16 protein-coding genes, 1 rRNA gene and 1 pseudogene are annotated in these 18,235 nt (G+C 47.5%); 9 read left to right on the top strand and 9 right to left on the bottom strand.

Annotation, left to right across the window (positions count from 1 at the left end; genetic code table 11):
- Positions 1-27 precede the first annotated feature (27 nt).
- Positions 28-489, top strand: a complete 462-nt coding sequence (locus tag M0R47_RS12795; RefSeq protein ID WP_292555376.1) for a flagellar basal body-associated FliL family protein — start codon at positions 28-30, stop codon at positions 487-489.
- A gap of 37 nt (positions 490-526) precedes the next feature.
- Here M0R47_RS12795 and M0R47_RS12790 read toward each other — a convergent pair whose 3' ends face one another.
- On the bottom strand, positions 527-934 hold the full coding sequence (locus M0R47_RS12790) for an HIT domain-containing protein (RefSeq protein ID WP_292555373.1): 408 nt from the start codon (positions 932-934) through the stop codon (positions 527-529).
- Between the two features lie 1,173 nt (positions 935-2,107).
- The gene (locus M0R47_RS12785; RefSeq protein ID WP_292555370.1) at positions 2,108-2,296 is read right to left on the bottom strand and encodes a hypothetical protein; all 189 of its coding nucleotides are present in this window, start codon (positions 2,294-2,296) and stop codon (positions 2,108-2,110) included.
- A 262-nt stretch (positions 2,297-2,558) separates the two neighbouring features.
- Between M0R47_RS12785 and M0R47_RS12780 the strand changes: the two genes are divergently transcribed.
- Both M0R47_RS12780 and M0R47_RS12775 read left to right on the top strand, forming a co-directional pair.
- A complete protein-coding gene (locus M0R47_RS12780) occupies positions 2,559-2,801 on the top strand; it encodes a helix-turn-helix domain-containing protein (protein WP_292555367.1) in 243 nt (80 codons plus the stop codon).
- 383 nt (positions 2,802-3,184) lie between these two features.
- The gene (locus M0R47_RS12775) at positions 3,185-4,231 is read left to right on the top strand and encodes a hypothetical protein (RefSeq protein WP_292555364.1); all 1,047 of its coding nucleotides are present in this window, start codon (positions 3,185-3,187) and stop codon (positions 4,229-4,231) included.
- A 17-nt stretch (positions 4,232-4,248) separates the two neighbouring features.
- Here the strand turns inward: M0R47_RS12775 and sulP are convergent, their stop codons facing one another.
- The 3 genes from sulP to M0R47_RS12760 form a co-directional block, all read right to left on the bottom strand.
- A complete protein-coding gene (gene sulP / locus M0R47_RS12770) occupies positions 4,249-6,009 on the bottom strand; it encodes a sulfate permease (RefSeq protein ID WP_292555360.1) in 1,761 nt (586 codons plus the stop codon).
- A 92-nt stretch (positions 6,010-6,101) separates the two neighbouring features.
- Positions 6,102-7,355 carry an FAD/NAD(P)-binding oxidoreductase gene (locus M0R47_RS12765; protein ID WP_292555357.1) on the bottom strand — a complete coding sequence of 418 codons (1,254 nt, stop codon included), beginning with the start codon at positions 7,353-7,355 and terminating at the stop codon, positions 6,102-6,104.
- A 105-nt stretch (positions 7,356-7,460) separates the two neighbouring features.
- The gene (locus tag M0R47_RS12760) at positions 7,461-8,555 is read right to left on the bottom strand and encodes an MBL fold metallo-hydrolase (protein ID WP_292555354.1); all 1,095 of its coding nucleotides are present in this window, start codon (positions 8,553-8,555) and stop codon (positions 7,461-7,463) included.
- A 195-nt stretch (positions 8,556-8,750) separates the two neighbouring features.
- On the opposite strand from M0R47_RS12760, the pseudogene M0R47_RS12755 reads away from it, so the two are divergent.
- Positions 8,751-9,680: pseudogene (locus M0R47_RS12755) on the top strand (sigma-54-dependent Fis family transcriptional regulator); the annotation flags it as partial.
- Positions 9,666-10,109, top strand: coding sequence for a helix-turn-helix domain-containing protein (locus M0R47_RS12750; RefSeq protein WP_366513214.1), 444 nt, complete (start codon positions 9,666-9,668; stop codon positions 10,107-10,109). The pseudogene M0R47_RS12755 and the gene M0R47_RS12750, both read left to right, overlap by 15 nt.
- A gap of 64 nt (positions 10,110-10,173) precedes the next feature.
- On the opposite strand, the gene M0R47_RS12745 is transcribed toward M0R47_RS12750, so the two are convergent.
- Together M0R47_RS12745 and M0R47_RS12740 are read right to left on the bottom strand one after the other, a co-directional pair.
- On the bottom strand, positions 10,174-11,019 hold the full coding sequence (locus M0R47_RS12745; protein ID WP_292555351.1) for a sulfurtransferase: 846 nt from the start codon (positions 11,017-11,019) through the stop codon (positions 10,174-10,176).
- 3 nt (positions 11,020-11,022) lie between these two features.
- A complete protein-coding gene (locus tag M0R47_RS12740; RefSeq protein WP_292555464.1) occupies positions 11,023-11,988 on the bottom strand; it encodes an NAD(P)H-quinone oxidoreductase in 966 nt (321 codons plus the stop codon).
- A 103-nt stretch (positions 11,989-12,091) separates the two neighbouring features.
- Between M0R47_RS12740 and argC the strand changes: the two genes are divergently transcribed.
- Both argC and erpA read left to right on the top strand, forming a co-directional pair.
- Positions 12,092-13,123, top strand: coding sequence for an N-acetyl-gamma-glutamyl-phosphate reductase (gene argC, locus M0R47_RS12735; RefSeq protein WP_292555347.1), 1,032 nt, complete (start codon positions 12,092-12,094; stop codon positions 13,121-13,123).
- Positions 13,124-13,221: 98 nt separating this feature from the next.
- On the top strand, positions 13,222-13,554 hold the full coding sequence (gene erpA / locus M0R47_RS12730) for an iron-sulfur cluster insertion protein ErpA (RefSeq protein WP_006892745.1): 333 nt from the start codon (positions 13,222-13,224) through the stop codon (positions 13,552-13,554).
- A 40-nt stretch (positions 13,555-13,594) separates the two neighbouring features.
- On the opposite strand, the gene M0R47_RS12725 is transcribed toward erpA, so the two are convergent.
- Entirely contained in the window at positions 13,595-14,758 is a 1,164-nt protein-coding gene (locus M0R47_RS12725; protein ID WP_292555340.1) for an anhydro-N-acetylmuramic acid kinase, read from the bottom strand.
- 8 nt (positions 14,759-14,766) lie between these two features.
- A complete protein-coding gene (locus M0R47_RS12720; protein WP_292555337.1) occupies positions 14,767-16,314 on the bottom strand; it encodes a peptidoglycan DD-metalloendopeptidase family protein in 1,548 nt (515 codons plus the stop codon).
- A gap of 176 nt (positions 16,315-16,490) precedes the next feature.
- Between M0R47_RS12720 and tyrS the strand changes: the two genes are divergently transcribed.
- Positions 16,491-17,687, top strand: coding sequence for a tyrosine--tRNA ligase (tyrS, locus tag M0R47_RS12715; RefSeq protein ID WP_292555334.1), 1,197 nt, complete (start codon positions 16,491-16,493; stop codon positions 17,685-17,687).
- A gap of 422 nt (positions 17,688-18,109) precedes the next feature.
- A 16S ribosomal RNA gene (locus tag M0R47_RS12710) occupies positions 18,110-18,235 on the top strand; the annotation flags it as partial.

Below are 18,235 nucleotides of genomic sequence, written 5' to 3'. Positions count from 1 at the left end.
TTATTTTCCAGTTACACGGAGTCTGTTATGCGGTTATTAGTTGTGATATTAAGTCTTCTGTTTATGTCCGCGGCTGTTGCGAATGAAGGGGGCAAAGAATCGGAAGCAGAAGCCGGCGTAAAATATCTGGAAATGACTCCTAAGTTTACCGTTAATTTGGCGGAACCAAAAAAGTTTTTGCTGATAAACGTGCAATTATTGGTTGAAGGTGCCGCCACTATCGCGACGGTAAAAAAGCACATGCCGGCATTAAGGCACGAATTGATCATGCTATACAGCGGCAGACCGTCTGAAGGACTGCAAACCATGGAACAGCGCGAAGCATTACGGCAGGAAACGACCGATATTATTCGTAAGACGCTGGCAAAAATGGAGGAAGGGGATAAAGGCCACGGCGAAGCCGCTGAGGAAGAACATTCCGAAGAGGATAAGGCTGAGCACCCCGGAGGATTTAAAGAGGCTTATTTTACTGAGTTTTTGGTTGATTAAGATTTTAAGGCACAAGGCCAAAGGCCTTGTGCCTGCTTTACATGCCCAACTGGGCTTTAACGCGAGTTAAGTTATCTGCAATCTGCCGGTCTGTGTAAGGCTCGGCAGCGAATTTCCCCCAGGCCGGCGCAGGCCAGGCTTTATCGGTCTGATAGCGGACTATATGATGGATATGCAGTTGCGGGACCATATTGCCTATTGCGGCAATATTCATTTTGTCCGCTTTATAAAGCACTGCCAGATTCTCGGCAAGATAGCTCGATTCTTCCGCCAGTAATTCACGCTCAGCTTTGTTCAGCTGATAAATTTCCTGCAAGTTCGCTCGTTCCGGAACCAGTATAAACCAGGGATATTGGCTGTCATTCATCATTAATAATCGACACAGCTCAAAACTGCCAATGGCTATGCAATCCTGTTTCAGGCGTGGGTGTAGCTGAAATGTCATGAGTAGGGCAATCCTAAAAACTAAAAAGCAAGGCTTGAAGAGGGCTGGATTCGAGCAGTTTAACTTAAATATTCTGACCGAATATTAACTGATGTTTCAAGCATTCCCAAGCAAACCTGAAAATTGGAAGCGAGTGCGGATGGTTTTTTTGATATACCGCGGTCTGAACATTATTTTCCATAACTCGCACAGTAGCTTGACAAAAGTCGTGCTGGGGCGGACACAAACGTTGGCAATTTTGCCAAACAAGTAGGTGGTGATTGCCTATAGGTTTATGCAGGCGAGGTAGAAGAATAGAGAAGTGCTATTTGACTGTTGAATTCCGAAATCAACAAGGTAAAGGCGAGCCTTATCTTAATTTATCAAGGTATGAATGCGGCTCAATGAAGTTGGGCAGTAGGTTAATATTTCGAAAATTACACAACAATCAGTTACTTATTGTTGTGTCGCGTTTTAAGCTATCACGACCATAAAAAAAAGCCTGGATTCACTAATGAATCCAGGCTTTATCCGCCAAGATGTTCTTCTTCTAATTGAACTTGGCGACCATTCCTCCTCAGAAATTGGTGGGTTTATTCTATAGTGCAGATTTATAAGAAAACATAGGTACCATTACTTATAGAAATAATTTCTATTTTTATCGGTCATAATCGCAAGCTCAATTTACTGGTTGATGACCTCGCGCAAAATGGAGTGACTCTTGTTTGGCTCGACTATTACCGGCTGATTTTCAGGCTGATTAATTTAGACGAGAGTAAGTGTGTTTGCTTGTAGGGATTGAAATAGAAAATAAATGATCCTGCAAGTAATTGATAACTAATCGATTAAAGGCTGCGCATTGTCGTGGGATTTGGGCGAATGCTGAGCTGTTGAATAGCAGCAGCCATTTCAGGAGCACTGGTAAGGGTTTGGTAAAAAGAATGCCCTTCTATTTATGAAGGGCATTATCGAATGGCCCTGGAAGGGCCTGTGGCCCGGGGAGGGGCCGATAGGGAGCATTTACGCTTTGGAAAGATTTCAAAACGTGCGATGAAGTATTTCTTATTTGTTAACCATAATAAATCAGTGTCGCTACGTATTTCGGCAATTTCATAAAGCTCGACATAATGCCGAGCGTTAACAAAAGCAAGGATTGCGAGGTTTTGCCTAGCTTTGGATCTATAGCCAGTTAATCTAATCTTCTTGATCGCTTAATCGGCGCTTTCGGATATTTTTTGGCTGATCGTCAACGCACACGCTGGGCGTCTGCATTACATTTTCAAGATCTTCTATCAAGCCGACAAGGCAAATTCCATTGCTTTCTCTGACGTCTTTTAAGAAATTGATGGTTATTTCCAACACTGATTCATTGATTAGCTTCATCTTAACCTCATAAATAAAGTTAATTACTGATTTTTCATTTTATGTGAAAACTCAAGAGAATCAATTGGTAAGATTAACTAGTAGAGGGGTAAGTATTCGTACATATCCCCAAATGCTAAGTTAACGATTAAGCTATATCACCGTCCATTGATGATAGTTAGAACTCCAGAAGGAGCAAAGCAAATTTGCTTCCCTTTCGGGTTTTAAACACTTCATCAGCGTTGTAAAGCCCTTTGTGATTATTTTTGCGAGTAGAATTATTATGACAACACATATTGAATTTACTTCAGAAGCATTAGGAATTTTAAAAAAAGAAAGGAATGTCCACCCCGTCCCGCTAGTTCGTCGACGTCTACAAGCCTTGTGGCTAAAAAGCCGCGGCCTGTCTAATCATAAGATTGCCTTATTGGTGGGCATTTGTGAAACTACCTTACGCGATTATTTTCAGTTATATCAACAAAGTGGAGTGGAAGGTTTAAAAAACCTTTATTTCTGTTTCGGATAAAGCTGAATCAATGTTTGCGCAGGTCGATACGCTCGCGGCGCAAATTTGAGCCTTTGAGTAAGACTTTCAACTGTCGTATTCCTTCAAACGTAAACACAGGCGACTTTTAAGAGTCAGGGTAATACGAAGCAGTTTTTGCTCGTATTACCCTGTGAATGATTAGGGTATCAAACTGTGTAAAACGAAGCTATCAAGGCCGGGTAACACCGGCTTTTTTGTGCACGTATTTTCCCAAACAATCTTGTGGTGTATGATGTACGCGCGCTAAAAACGGGCACTCAATGTGAGTGCCGGACTTTAATTCACTGTTTAGCGTGTCATCTAAAATAATAGCTTATATTAATTCTGACTGAAAAATACAACAATAACAGGAGGATGGTTTTATGTCTGCACAAGCCATTTCAGCTCAAGATATAACTGATGATAACCAGCTGACCGTCTCGTTCCGGCTGTTGTTGGGTTTGTATGCAATCATTCCTTTGTGTTTATTGTTGCAACTGTTTGATGGTTGGTTTTGGCAGGGCTTTTTGCAGCAGAATTTACCGAGCAGTCCGAAGCACTTTTTATTATTTCAAATTATTTTTGGTACGCCGCATATTGTCGCCAGTTCCATCTTACTGGTGAGCAATACCGAATACCTGAAAGTATATAAGCTGAAAATCATTTTGATGACGGCTGCCATTATCACGTTTTTCGGCGTCGGTAGCCTGTTTATTCCCTATAAAGCGCTTTACGTGACGGTAGCGGCCTGGACCGTATATCACGTGCTTAAACAACAACTGGGCGTGGGGCGCAGCTTGTACCGTCTGCCCGATTGGGTTTTTTATTTGCTATTGTGGATGAGTGTAACGGCGGGCATCTTTATTTATATTGGAATATTTATGAAGAACAGCCTGGATGTGCAACAACTGGAGTGGATAAAGCTGGTTGCGGGCGGTTTATGTGTAGGATTGGTGTGCACCGCTCTGCTATGCGAGCGCTACCTGACCACGCAATCCGGCCGGTATTTTTTGTGGTCCAACGTTTTATTGGTATTAAGCAGTTTCTATTTGTTTGTTCAGCACTATTACTTTCTCGCGATCCTGGTGCCAAGGCTGGTGCATGACGCGACGGCCTATATTTTCTACGTGGTGCATGACTACAACAAGCATCGCCAGCAACCGCAGAATTTTATGTACCGCTATGCGGCGCGCTGCCATTTGCCTGTGTTTATCGTGTTGCCCTTGTGTTCCATTGCGTTGACGTTTGTGTTGCAGTCTTACGGGGATAGTGCGGTCAACGCTATAACCGAGTTCTTTTTCGATGTGGAGATTCGTAAAGCGATTACTCTGGGATTGCTGGGTTATCTAGCATTGATGCATTACTACACCGAGGCTTTCACCTGGAAGCAGGGCTCGCCTTATCGGCGCTTTATCGGGTTTTCGAAATAGCAGTAATACACGGCATGTTATGACTTGTATTCGTCAGCCTGAGACATTGGCTTACATAGCTCCCTAACGGCATCTTCGGTATGGAAAAATGCCCTGCCGGGTTGCAGTTGCCTGAGAAAATCGGTTTTTTCAAGCTTATCAAGTACCGGACCTTTCGTTTCCGAGATATGCAAGGTCATTTTTGAGGCCTGCAAAGCACGGTTCAGTTTTTCCAGTTCCTCCAGCGCCGTGGCGTCTATATCGCTGATCGAGGTAAAAATAAGCACAATATGCTTGATACCCGGCTGCTGCCTTAACTTGGCGTTGATAAACTCCTCGATATAATTAATATTGGCAAAGGTAATGCTTTCATCAATGCGCAATAACAGCAGGTGAGGCCAGGTTTCCACATTATGGCGTTTGATATTGCGGTAGTGCTCAGTGCCGGGTATGCGCCCGACCACGGCAATATGCGGATGGCTGGTTTTGCGCAAATGGCTGACCAGAGTCAGGATAATGCCCAGCGTGATGCCTTCTTCAATGCCGTAGACTAAAACGCCCAGCAAAGTGGCAATTTCGGCGATTCCATCGCCACGGTCATAACGCCAGGTGTGCGCAATGTCGTTCAGTTTTACTAAAGGAATGATGGCGACCAGAATGATTGCGGCCAGCGCCGCTTTAGGGATGTTTTCAAACCACGGGCTAAAGAAGACGACCGCCAGCGCAAGAATAGCGGCGGCGACCAGCATCGCCATTTGGGTGCGCGCACCGGCAGAAAAATTTACCATGGTGCGGCTAAATCCACCGGCTACCGGCATGCCGCCGGAAATGGCGGCTGCCAGATTAGCAGTGCCCAGCGCGATCAATTCCTGGTTGGCGATGATTTTTTCGCCTCTGAAATTAGCGGTAACCTTGGCAATGGCGACGCTTTCAACATAGGCGATCAAGGCGATAAAGCCGGAGTAGGGCAATAATACGTACCATTTTTCGGCAGGGGAAAAATCAAGGGTCAATTCGGGGAAACCGGAGGGAACTTTGCCAACCACCGCTATATTCTGTTGGCCTGTTAAATCCAGATAGCCGACGGCCAGAGTCGCCAGCATGATAGTTAATAATGGCCCGCATTTGCTGATCGCAGTAACCACAGAAGGTTTCATGCCGATTTTTTTTAGCATGAAAACCAGCGGCTTGTTGAAAAACACCAGTAAGCCGATCGCGCTCAGGCCGATTAATAAAGTGGCTGGCACGATGCCTGAAAAATAATGGCTGTAGCAGGCAACATCAAAGTCGCAGGAAGGGGCTTTTAAACCAAACAACTGCGGTAATTGGCTACCGATAATCAACAGTGAGGCGCCGCTGGTAAAGCCGGTCAGCACCGGATGGCTGATAAAATTGACCAGCCCGCCCATACGTAACAGAGCCATCAGCAACATGATGAATCCGCTTTCCGCCGACAGAATCAGGGCACTTTGCACAGGATTACCTAACACGCTGACTTCCGGCGCGCTCAGAGCGCTGGCAATCATAATCGCGGCAATCGAAACCGGACCCACCGACAGGGTGCGACTGGTGCCCAGCAGCGCATACAATAACGGCGGCAGGATGCTGGCGTAGAGCCCAAGTTGAGGCGGTAAACCGGCCAAGATCGCGTAGGCAATCCCTTGTGGAACCAGCAAAATAGCAGTGATGACGCCAGCGAATAAATCGCTGTTGAATTCCTGGCGGGTGTAGGATCTTAGCCACTCCACAATCGGAAATAACTGTGTTAAACGTGAATTATTGGGTTTTGAATAGGGCATAAGAGAATACAAAGGACGAAAGACAAAGGATAAAGGGCGAAAGACTCAAGGCAGGCTTTTAGCCTTTTTCCTTGCGCCCTTCGCCTAAAAAATCATTCTTCGTTCAAAAACTTTTTGGCATAGCTTTCCAAATGAGGAATATCGATGCGGTAGCCTTTGAGCATCAAATGCCAGTACAGCCAAGGAAAACCGGTGGTTTTGCCCCACCACCAGATAGATCGGGGTGTTCTTGGGTCCAGCAAAGGGAAAGAGGGCGTCACCTTGCCGTCATAGGCAAACTCAGCCAGCATCACTTTACTTAGGGACGTGGTTAATGGGCATGAGCCGTAACCGTCATAGCCGCCCTGGACATCCTTGCTGTTCTTAAGGTTAAGAATATTGTCAACCACAACCGGAACCTGCTTGCGCACCGCTGCCGCGGTTTTGGCATTAGGTGTCGATCCGGCATCGCCCAGACCGAAAATATTGCCGTATTTAGTATGCTGTAGTGTATTGGGATTAACATCAACCCAACCGGCGGCATTGGCGAGCGGGCTTCTTTTAATAAAATCCGGTGAGCTTTGCGGTGGCGTGACATGAATCATGTCGAACGCTTTGGTAACCCGTTGCTTGTTGCCTTCGCTGTCGGTGGTTTCGAAGGTGGCGATTTTGGCTGGGCCGTCGATAGCCACCAGGTTGTGGTTGAAATTGGTTTTAATCCCGTATTCGGCAACGACTTTGCTTAGTGCCTTGGCGAAAAACGGTACGCCGAATATCGCAGGTCCGGCGTTGAAAAATTCAATATTGAATTTGTCCAGCGTACCTCTTTTACGGAAGCGGTCCGCGGCCAGATACATGATTTTTTGCGGCGCACCTGCGCATTTGATCGGCATCGGCGGCTGGGTGAACAGCGCGGTGCCTTCCTTAATATTCTGGATGCATTCCCAGGTGTATTCCACGGTCTCGGCGGAATAATTGCTGCACACATTGTTTTTGTTCAGCGTTTCTTTCAAGCCTTCAATCTTATCCCAATCCAGTTGCAGGCCGGGGCAGACTACCAGATAGTCGTAACTGATCACGTCGCCGGAACGCAAACTGACGCTGTTGTCATCCGGTTGAAAGGTTTCGGCGTAATCCTTAATCCAGGTAACAGACGGATGGATCAGGTCGGCTTCGTTGCGGACGGTTTCTTTTAAGGTGTACGCACCGCCGCCGACAATGGTGAAGCCCGGTTGGTAATAGTGGACTTCAGACGGTTCAACGATAGCGATATCAATATCGGCGTTTTGGCGGCGCATGTTGTTGGCGATGGAAACGCCGGCGGCGCCTCCCCCGATGATTAGTACGGTATGGTGTTTGTTTGACATAAATTCCTCATAATTGGTAGTTAGTGGAGAATTTCGGTACACGGCAAAAGTGGACGGCAGCACATACTTTGCCATGTACCCATTCTCTCTTTATAGGGTAGTGTCCTATGACGTTTGGCTTTTTTTCCAAGCCTCAAATCCGCCGGCCATAGACAGCACATTAGTGTAACCCAATTGCTGCAGGGTCTGCGCCGCCAATGCCGAGCGGTTGCCCAAGCGGCAATATATGAGCACCGCTTTCGATTTGTCGGCCAGTTCCGGCATGTTGCCGATTTTGAATTCCAGCATGCCGCGCGGTACCAATAATGCTCCGTCAACGTGCCCTGCGGCGTATTCGCTTTCTTCTCGGGTATCGACCAGCACGATATTGCCTTCCGCCAGCAGCTGTTTCGCTTTGGCGACATCGACTTCAATAATTTGTTGCTTAGCGGCGGCGACCAAATCTTCGGTTTTGGTTGTGGCGCGAAGCGGCGGCGTTGCGTCTCTGAGCGCTACGGCATCCTGACGCTCGTTTTCATCCAGGCCGCAATAACGGTTAGCGGGCACTGCCTCGTCAATTAAGCGGGGTTTGGGTAAGTTCAGGTTGTTCATGATCTCGATAAATTGCTCGCGGGTCTTGCCTGCCAGTCGAGGATTGGTGGTGCGTTCCTGCATGACGCAGCTCACCCAGCGCTGCTGATAATCATGGCCTGGATAGACCAGCGTTTCACCCGGCAGGGTAAACAAGCGTTGGGTAATGCAGTCGTAAAGCGCTCCGGCATCGCCGCCTTGAAAATCTGTACGTCCGCAGCCGCCGATCAATAAAGAGTCGCCGGTAAACAAGCGGTCGCGCCATAAAAAAGAAACACTGCCGCGAGTATGCCCCGGTGTGGCGATGACCTTGATTTGCTCGTCGCCGGCAAATTTAAAAATATCGCCGTCCTGCATCTGAATGTCGGCGTTTTCCGCGCCGCACAGTCCGCTGACCGCTGTCTGGGCTCCCAAACGTTGGCGCAGCAAGCCGCTGGCAGTGATATGGTCGGCATGAACATGGGTTTCCAGAGAATATTTCAGTTGCAGTCCGTGCGCTGCCAGCAGCTCAATATACTCGTCGATATGGGTATTGACCGGATCAATAAGAACGGCGTCTTTACTAACTGGATCGGCAATTAAATAGGTGTAAGTCCAGGTTTCCTGGTCGAATAATTGTTTGAATAGCATGATGTTGCTCCGGTTGGGGTTATGGGATAACTATGCTTAAAGCAAATCCTGTGCCAAAAGGTTAAGGCGAAGGACAAAGGGCTAAAGGCAAAGGACGCAGCGCTAAAGTGGGCAGCTTTCGCCTTTTGTCTTGCGCCTTTCGCCTGTTTCATATAATGTTTCATTGAAACGCATATTTGATTCAACGAGACGCTTGTGAAACAAACAAAACAACTTTCCGAACCCTTATCCGCCTGGCTGGAACAGCAGTCGTTGCAGCCGTTATTTTTAAAGCTGCTAACCCTATGCGATGTTGCAGCTCTGTATATCGTTGACCGTAACCAACGGGTTATTCACTGGAGTCAGGGCGCAGAGCAGTTATCCGGATTGTACGCCAAAGATGTCACAGGCAAACCCTGTAAGCAAGAATATGCCATTACTGATAGCGACGACCATAAAAAACAACTCATAACGCTATTCCAAACTGATGGCAGTAAATTTGAGCTGGAAAAAATTATCCAGGTTTTACATGATCAGCAGGGGGCTTTTGCTGGCGGTTTGGGGCTGCTGCTTCCTGTTTCGGAGCGGCCCGCAAACATAGCTTTGCCAAAAGCCTCAAGAGAGACTTCCGAATCTGTAAAGCAGGGGTTTCATGGCCTGTTAAGCCGCTCGCCAGCCATGCAGGCGGTTTTTCAGATTATTCAAAATGCCGCAGAGACAGATGTTACGGTCTTGGTAAGAGGCGAGAGCGGTTCCGGCAAAGAGTTGGTGGCCAAGGCCATTCACGATTTGAGCGCCCGGCGCAAGGCGCCTTTTCTGGCGATCAATTGCGCGGCCTTATCCAGCAGTCTACTGGACAGCGAGTTGTTCGGGCACGTGCGCGGCGCGTTTACCGGTGCCATCAAGGATCATAGCGGCCTGTTTCAGCGCGCGCACGGCGGAACGCTGTTTCTTGATGAAGTGGCCGAATTGCCGCTTGAGTTGCAGGCCAAACTGCTCCGGGTTTTACAGGAAAGAAATTATATTCCGGTGGGCGGCGACCGGTAGATTGACGTCGATGTGCGCATTGTCGCTGCGACCCATCGTTCGTTAAGGGAGGAAGTAAAAATGGGGCGGTTCCGCGAGGATCTGATGTACCGGCTCAGGGTCGTGCCCATTTTTATTCCGCCGTTACGGGAGCGTCGGGAAGATATAGGGTTGCTTATCTGGCATTTTATTCAAGAGCATAATGCCGCCCATTTCAGGAAAATTGAAAAAATCGATCCGCAGGCTATGAGGGCTTTGTTGGACTATGCGTGGCCGGGTAATATCCGGGAACTGCAAAATGTTGTGGAATATGCTTTTGCGGTAGGCAGAGGGACAACCTTGCGCTGCTCTGAACTGCCCCCTGAGTTTCGGGAGCAACGTAATGCCGAGCCGCAGCCTGTGCAGAATCAACCGTTATCGGCTGCGGAAGAATCCACGGCAATCCGTCAAGCGCTGGAGCAGAGCAATGGCATGGTTACCCTGGCTGCCCGCTCGCTGGGCATGAGCAGGGCGACCTTCTGGCGTAAGCGCAAGATTTACGGGATTTAAACGTGAGTGTTAAATATGAATTAGGCCATCCATAGCCTATGCAGGAATTAAGGCGTCAAAATAATTAGCCTTTAGCAATCGACCGGTTTTTATTCCTGATCCACTCGCTCCACGATCCTGCATAAAGCTTGGAACCGGTTAATCCGGCATATTCCATTGCCAGTAAATTATGACAGGCGGTTACGCCGGAGCCGCAGTAATGAACCACCTGTTCGGGTGCGGTTGTGCCGATTAGCTGTTTGAATTGCTCACGCAATTGTTCCGCCGATAAAAATAAACCATTGCTGTTCAGGTTTAACTGGAAAGCCCGGTTTAACGCGCCGGGGATATGGCCCGCAACCGGGTCGATCGGTTCTTGTTCGCCGCGATAGCGTTCGGGGGTTCTGGCATCGATCAGGCAAATGGCTTTTTGAGCCAGGCTGTTTTGCACTTGTACGGCATTAAGCCATGCTGACTCATCCAGGTATGCCCTGAATGTGGTTGGCTTGACGGTGGGCAAGGTTGTGGTGACAGGTAGGCCTTGTTTCTGCCATTGCTTGATGCCGCCATTCAATACGGCGACCTTGTCGTGCCCCATGCACTTCAATAACCACCATAGACGTCCTGCAAAAGCACCGCCTGCATCGTCATAAGCCACTACTTGGCTAATGTTGGTTATGCCCCAATCGCCGAGTTTTTTCGCCAATAAGGAAAAGTTGGGCAAAGGGTGGCGTCCGGTAAAATCGGTGATTGCTGAGGACAAGTCTTTATCCAGATGAGCATAGCGGGCATTGGGGATATGTCCGTGCCGATAGGCTTTGGCACCGGCTTCGGTATCCGCGAGTGAAAAGCGGCAGTCAACGATGATCCAGTTGGAGTTGTTAAGTTGTTGGTTAAGTGTGTCTGTAGAAACGAGCGTGGTGTAGGTCATGTTTTATACCGTTAAGATGATTTTGCCGATGTGTTGGCTGCTTTCCATAAGTTGATGGGCTAAGGCGGCATCGGTAAGCGCCAAAGTTGAGTTTATAATCGGTTTAATTTGGCCTGATTCTAATAAAGGCCAGACTTTTTCAAGCAGTTTGTCTGCGATGTCTTTTTTAAAGACATCGTCCCTGGCTCTTAAGGTCGAACCGGTGATGGTGAGTCGTTTAAGCATGATTGACAGCAAGTTTATTTCGGCTTTCGGGCCGTTTTGAACGGCGATTTGCACCAGCCGGGCATCGTCAGCCATGCATTTTAGGTTACGCGGAAAATAGTCGCCGCCGATCATATCCAGAATAACGTCGACGCCTTTATTGCCGGTAAAGCGCATTACTTCCTCAAAAAAATCCTGCTCTTTATAGTTGATGGTCGCATCGGCGCCCAGTTGCAGGCAGAATTCGCATTTAGTTTTCGAGCCGGCGGTGACGATAACCTTGGCGTTAAAAGCTTTGGCCAGTTGTATTGCCGTCGTGCCTATGCCGCTGGTACCGCCGTGTACCAGTAGCGTCTCTCCGGGCTGCAAATGGGCGCGGTCGAAAACATTGCTCCACACGGTAAAGAAAGTTTCCGGTAATGCAGCGGCTTGGATAAAAGATAAGCCTTCCGGTATGGGTAGGCATAAGGTGTCCGAGGCAAGGCAATATTCGGCGTAGCCGCCGCCAGTCACCAGCGCGCAGGCTCTGTCACCTATATTTAAATGGTTGATATGATCGCCCAGTGCCTGAATGGTTCCTGCGACTTCAAGCCCCGGAATGTCGGATGCGCCGGGCGGGGGCGGATACAGGCCTTGGCGTTGCATCACATCGGGCCGGCTAACGCCTGCGGCAACGACTTTAATTAATACCTGGTCAGCGGATGGCGTTGGCATGTCGCGCCTGACCGGTTTTAACGCTCCGTTTTCTACTTCAATAGCAATCATTTGTTCGGGAAACGGCATAGGTACAACATCGTCAATCATTTAAGTTGCGGTTATTATATGCCCCAGTTATTTTCATAAACAATGTGTGGGTAGGATAAAACAGATGATTCGTGCAGGTATTGTGGGCGGAACCGGATACACCGGTGTTGAGCTATTGCGGATTTTAGCGTTACATACGGACGCTGAAGTGTCGGTCGTCACTTCGCGCGCCGATGCGGGAGTTAGGGTGGATGCGCTTTATCCCAGCTTGAGAGGCGCTATCGATGCGGTATTCAGCCTGCCTGAAGTCGAAACCTTGGCCGAGTGCGATGTGGTGTTTTTTGCGACCCCGAACGGCACTGCAATGCTGATGGCGGAACAGTTATTGGCGCGCGGCGTTAAGGTGATCGATCTTTCGGCGGATTTCAGGTTGAAAGATGCCAAGGATTGGAGCAAGTGGTACGGCATGGAGCACGCGTGCCCCGATTTAATCGCCGAGGCGGTTTATGGCTTGCCGGAAGTGAATCGCGAGGCGATTAAAAAAGCTAATTTAATCGCCTGTCCCGGCTGCTACCCAACAGCCGTGCAGCTGGGTTTTTTACCGTTGCTTGAGAACGACCTGGTCGATGCCAATCATTTGATTGCCGATGTTAAATCCGGTGTTAGCGGGGCAGGGCGCAAAGCGGAGCTGGCGACGTTAATGAGTGAAACCGGCGAGAGTTTTAAAGCTTATGCAGTCGGCGGCCATCGGCATTTGCCGGAAATCAGGCAAGGGCTTGAGCTTGTCGCCGGCAAATCGGTCGGGTTAACCTTCGTGCCGCATCTAACGCCGATGATTCGTGGTATACACGCCACGTTATACGGCCAGGGGCATGGAAGCTTGAGCGATGTGCAAGCTTTGTATGAAAAAAGATATGCTGATGAGGCGTTTGTCGATGTATTGCCGCAAGGTTCGCATCCGGATACCCGAAATGTCCGGGGCAGCAATAATTGCCAGATTTCGATTCACCGGCCGCAGGGTGGCCAAACCATCGTAGTGCTGTCGGTGATTGATAACCTGGTGAAGGGCGCGGCGGGGCAAGCGGTGCAAAACATGAATCTGATATTCGGGCTGAAGGAAGACTCGGGATTAAGGACGATTGCGCTTTATCCGTAAGTGTCAAAGGAGCAGTTGTATATCCATTCATAATTGTTGACTAAAAAGCTAGGTATAGTCATAATTTCTTCCAACTTTATTTTTATAGTGTTACGTATATGTCAAATCCAATCGTTTTTACCGACAGCGCTGCCTCCAAGGTAGGTGAATTAATAGCCGAGGAAGGCAATGATAATCTGAAGCTGAGGGTTTATGTTTCAGGTGGTGGCTGTTCAGGGTTTCAATACGGCTTTACGTTTGATGAAGAAGTCAATGAAGATGATACTTGCGTTGAAAACGGCGGTGTCACCGTATTGATTGATTCGATGAGTATTCAATATTTAACCGGCGCTGAAATCGATTATAAGGAAGATTTGTCGGGCGCTCAGTTCGTTATTCGTAATCCTAACGCGACCACTACCTGCGGTTGCGGATCGTCTTTTTCCGCGTAGTTATTTTATAGTTCTCTCCCTTTATTCGGGCAATACGATGTCACCTACAGGGATGTAGGTGCTTAGCGTCAGCAGGAGCGGAAGCTGCGCCCTTTTTGTTTCCCTGATAAATTCCTCCAAGAATAACAGAGTCAATCGCTCCTGTGACTTCTTTAAGATTGCCCGGCAGATTGTTTAGCGTTTGCCTGGCTAACCATGCGAAAGCTACAGCCTCAACATGATCGGGATGAAGGCCATACTGCTCAGTTGATTCAACCGGACAGCCTATGTTTTGCTGGATGAGCTCCAATAAATATTCATTATGAATGCCGCCGCCGCAGATCAATATGCGCTCAGTAGTCGGCGCATGCTCTTTGATGGCATCGCAAATCGTTATTGCCGTTAAAAAACACAAGCTGGCCTGTATGTCTTCGGCTTTATAGCTGAAGGCGTCGAAATACTGATAAATCCAGGGAAGCGAAAAATATTCTTTGCCGGTGCTTTTGGGCGGGGCGGAGTTGAAATAAGCGTCTTGTTTTAAAAGTTCCACCAAGTCATGGTCGATGTTGCCAGTTTTAGCCCAGGCGCCGTTTTTATCATATGGTAGGTTCCGGTGCAGTTTAATCCAGAGATCCATTAAGGTATTACCGGGGCCGGTATCAAAGCCGATGACAGCAGAGGACTGATGTTTAGGCAAAACGGTAATATTGGCTATGCCGCCGATATTTACGATACAACGATGCTCATCCGGATGCTGGAATACGGCTTGATGGAACGCCGGAACTAGCGGTGCGCCTTGGCCTTTGGCGGCAATATCTCGTCGCCTGAAATCGGCCACAGTGGTAATGCCGGTAAGTTCGGCAATCACGTTGGGGTCGCCAATTTGCAGGGAAAAAGGAAATTTGATTTCGGGCGCGTGGTAAACGGTTAGTCCGTGGCTGCCGATGGCCTTGATCGATGACGCGGGCATGTCGGCTTTAGCAAGCAAGGTATTAACAATATCGGCAAATAAATGGCCAAGGCGGGCATCCATAGCGCCGTATTCTTTGAGAGAGATTAGCGCGTCAGGCTTGCTGAGCCGTTGGATGGCGCTTTGTATGTCTTCAGGAAAAGGCAGGTATTCAAAACCGACAAGTTGGGCTTGGTTGGCGCTAAAATCAACAAGAGCCGCGTCAATGCCGTCCAAGCTGGTTCCGGACATGAGTCCAATATAAAACTCTTGCATTGTCTTAATTAGTCGTAATTAGACGGTGATGTCGATGACGAAGGTAGGGCAACATCGGGAGCAATTGCCGGAGGGGTTTTAGCCAGTAGACTTTTGGCTTTGGCTTGGTTCAGCTGTGCAACGTAGGTTTGGGTTTGAGTTTTAAAGTCAGCTAGCCGCTCGCCACCGATAGGCAATGAGTGCGGTATTTTGACAGTCTCCGGGTTGCGATACTGTCCATCGACGTGAAACTCGTAATGCAAATGTGGGCCGGTAGCCAGACCGCTTTGGCCGACATAGCCGATAACATCACCTTGTTTGACATGACTGCCAACCGTTAAGCCTTTCATAAAGCCGGACATGTGAGCATAAAGCGTTTCATAGTGGTCGTTATGTTCAATAATGACCACTTGTCCGTAAGCACCATTACGACCGCAAAAAGTCACAGTGCCATCCCCGGTTGTTTTTACAGGAGTTCCGGTTCGTGCGGCATAGTCGATACCTTTATGAGCACGAATCCTGTTCAGGATAGGGTGTTTGCGGTGAGGGTCAAAAGGCGAGCTTATCTTTATAAAATCGACCGGCGCACTTAAAAAAGCTCTTTGCATGGATTGTCCGTCAGGCGTGTAATAACTGGCATTGCCGGAGTCATCGATATACCGGACTGCTGCGTATGAGACGCCCTGGTTAATAAACTCGGCGGCAATGATTTCGTCGGTTTCCATTTCTTTGCCATTAACCACTTTTTTTCCATAAACAACTGTGAATTGGTCGCCAGGGCGTAAATTGGTAGCAAAATCAATATCCCATGCAAAAACGTCGGTAAGCTGCAAGAGAAGTTCTTTAGATAGGTCGGCTTCGAGTCCATCCAAAAATAATGAGGTTTCTATCGATACATGCGCAGTGTTAATTGTTGTCGGTTGTGGGCGAGCAATTGAAATTGGATGAAATTGACTGGCATCATTTGTGGGAACAATTGGATTTAAGCCAATGTTGTCCAGGTTCAACTTAGTTCGAGTATTTCTATCGGACTCCCCATAATTAACAGGCTTTATAGATGTTGATTCGATCGACTTGGAAGAAATAACGGTACGTTTTCTGGCAGACGGATCAACGGGTGCGGTAGTGTGCGTTATGTGATTCGATTTGGATGAGGCAATGGACTGTTTGTTGTGTTTTTGCTTGGCAGAAACATTGGCTTTTTCTTTCTCAACAAGCTTGGCGGCTTTAATAGATTGCTTATTGTTTTTTAGCTTAGTGGAAACGGTAGGTTGATTTCTAGTAACCGCTTTAGATATTACAACGGTTTTTTGGGCGGCAGTTTTCTTGGCCGTAGCAATGGCGCTATTTTTGCTGGCGTTTTTTGATGAAACGGGCTCTTTTTTATTGTTCGACGTGGTCTTAACCGCGACAGCAAGTTTTTTATCACCAGGCTTTGCGAGTTTTGAATGAGAAATTGAGGCAGAAATAGTCTTGGTTGTTGTGTGTTTGCTTTCTACTTTTGTCTGCGTGTGGCCGGTTATTGAAAAAGCTATGCTAATTCCAAAGAGCAAAGAGGTATAGATTCTATTTTTCACTAGGCTACGCTAAGTAATTGAAGTTAGATAAATCAGAAAATACTTAATAGATTTAGGGTTTCATTTTAAGTGCTTTTACGTACTTTTACCAATTTTAGGCTGCATAAAAGTTTTATTCAACGCAGCCGGTTATTAATTCTATAATGAATAATTTGTAGATATTTTGGAGAAAGAAATTGCAAGAGGACGTATTGGAGCACCTTCTAAGAGGAACTGATGAGGTTTTAATCAAGCAGGAGTTAATTAAAAAGCTGGAAGAGGGGCGGCCTCTACGGATTAAGGCGGGTTTTGATCCGACAGCCCCTGATCTACATTTGGGGCATACCGTGTTGATCAATAAGCTAAAGCAATTTCAGGAGTTGGGGCACGAGGTGCTATTTCTGATTGGTGATTTTACCGGAATGATTGGTGATCCAACAGGTAAAAATGTTACGCGTAAGCCATTAACTCGGGATGAGGTAATTGATAATGCAAGAACTTATGAAGAGCAGATATTTAAAATCCTGGATCCGGCTAAAACGTTAGTGATGTTTAATTCCAGCTGGATGAATGCAATGTCACCGGCTGATTTAATTCAGTTGGCTGCAAAGCATACTGTCGCCAGAATGCTGGAGCGAGATGATTTTAGCAAGCGCTTTAAAGGCGGACAGCCCATTGCGATACATGAATTTTTATATCCTTTAATCCAAGGCTACGATTCGGTGGCGATGAAGGCCGATGTGGAATTGGGCGGAACAGATCAAAAGTTTAACTTGCTGGTTGGGCGGCAGTTGCAAGAGGCTTTTGGGCAAAAGCCGCAAGTCGTGATGACGATGCCGATTCTGGAAGGGTTGGACGGTGTGCAAAAAATGTCCAAGTCACTGAATAATTATGTAGGCATAGCTGATTCTGCGGATGACATGTTTGGTAAATTAATGTCCATATCTGATGAATTGATGTGGCGTTATTTTGAATTACTCAGCTTTCGACCCATGACTGAAATAAGGTTATGGGTAGAGGAGTGCAAACAAGGGGCAAATCCTAGAAACTATAAAGTAAAGTTAGCGCAGGAAATTATAGAAAGATTTCATGATGCGTTCGCGGCCGCCAAGGCGCTGGAAAACTTCGAGGCCAGATTTCAGCGGGGCGCGATCCCTGATGAAATGGAAGAGCTGGAGTTAAAGGTTGACGATACGGGTTACGGAATAGCAAATTTACTAAAAGATGCCGGATTAACGGAGAGTACATCTGAGGCGATCCGTATGATAAAACAAGGAGCTGTAAAAATTGATGGAGAAAAAATTTCTGATCCAAAGCTGGATATCCCGGTAGGGAGTCAACATGTTTATCAGGTAGGAAAACGAAAGTTTGCCCGAGTAAGAATAATTTCTTGACGCCGGCTGTAAAGGCTGTAAAATGCGCAGTTCTTTCGGGGCAGGCAGCCCTGGCAGTCTTGACCGGATGTCGAGAGCGGGAAATAAAGTTGGCAGGGAGCTTGACAAACGGGTTGGACCGGTTATAATGGTCGGCTCATCGGGACCTGGGTATCGGTTCCGGCACGGACGGAAACAAATAAATAAAGTCGACAGGGTGTTGACAAATTGAATTGGATCGGTATAATGGTCCAGCTCAACCGGGGCTTAGCTCCACGCTCTTTAAAAATCAGATCAAAATAATTTGTGTGGGAGCTTGTGATGGATTGTTTAGGCTTGTAATAAATAATCGACACAAGATCTTGCGTAAAAAGTAATTTATACGTTGAATTTGTAGTCGAGCCAAGATTGGCTACTCATCTTATTGAGTGGCAAACTGATTTAAACTGAAGAGTTTGATCATGGCTCAGATTGAACGCTGGCGGTATGCTTAACACATGCAAGTCGAACGGTAACAGGCCTTCGGGCGCTGACGAGTGGCGGACGGGTGAGTAACGCGTAGGAATCTG

Source organism: Methylobacter sp. (assembly GCF_023227905.1).
Taxonomy (GTDB): domain Bacteria; phylum Pseudomonadota; class Gammaproteobacteria; order Methylococcales; family Methylomonadaceae; genus Methylobacter_A.
Note: the sequence above shows the minus strand (reverse complement) of the source record. Positions and strands in the feature narration are given on the sequence as shown.

Coding starts and splice junctions, on each gene's coding strand:
- M0R47_RS12795 (WP_292555376.1), top strand. CDS start 28: ATGCGGTTATTAGTTGTGATATTAAGTCTTCTGTTTATGTCCGCGGCT.
- M0R47_RS12790 (WP_292555373.1), bottom strand. CDS start 934: ATGACATTTCAGCTACACCCACGCCTGAAACAGGATTGCATAGCCATT.
- M0R47_RS12785 (WP_292555370.1), bottom strand. CDS start 2,296: ATGAAGCTAATCAATGAATCAGTGTTGGAAATAACCATCAATTTCTTA.
- M0R47_RS12780 (WP_292555367.1), top strand. CDS start 2,559: ATGACAACACATATTGAATTTACTTCAGAAGCATTAGGAATTTTAAAA.
- M0R47_RS12775 (WP_292555364.1), top strand. CDS start 3,185: ATGTCTGCACAAGCCATTTCAGCTCAAGATATAACTGATGATAACCAG.
- sulP (WP_292555360.1), bottom strand. CDS start 6,009: ATGCCCTATTCAAAACCCAATAATTCACGTTTAACACAGTTATTTCCG.
- M0R47_RS12765 (WP_292555357.1), bottom strand. CDS start 7,355: ATGTCAAACAAACACCATACCGTACTAATCATCGGGGGAGGCGCCGCC.
- M0R47_RS12760 (WP_292555354.1), bottom strand. CDS start 8,555: ATGCTATTCAAACAATTATTCGACCAGGAAACCTGGACTTACACCTAT.
- M0R47_RS12750 (WP_366513214.1), top strand. CDS start 9,666: ATGTACCGGCTCAGGGTCGTGCCCATTTTTATTCCGCCGTTACGGGAG.
- M0R47_RS12745 (WP_292555351.1), bottom strand. CDS start 11,019: ATGACCTACACCACGCTCGTTTCTACAGACACACTTAACCAACAACTT.
- M0R47_RS12740 (WP_292555464.1), bottom strand. CDS start 11,988: ATGATTGCTATTGAAGTAGAAAACGGAGCGTTAAAACCGGTCAGGCGC.
- argC (WP_292555347.1), top strand. CDS start 12,092: ATGATTCGTGCAGGTATTGTGGGCGGAACCGGATACACCGGTGTTGAG.
- erpA (WP_006892745.1), top strand. CDS start 13,222: ATGTCAAATCCAATCGTTTTTACCGACAGCGCTGCCTCCAAGGTAGGT.
- M0R47_RS12725 (WP_292555340.1), bottom strand. CDS start 14,758: ATGCAAGAGTTTTATATTGGACTCATGTCCGGAACCAGCTTGGACGGC.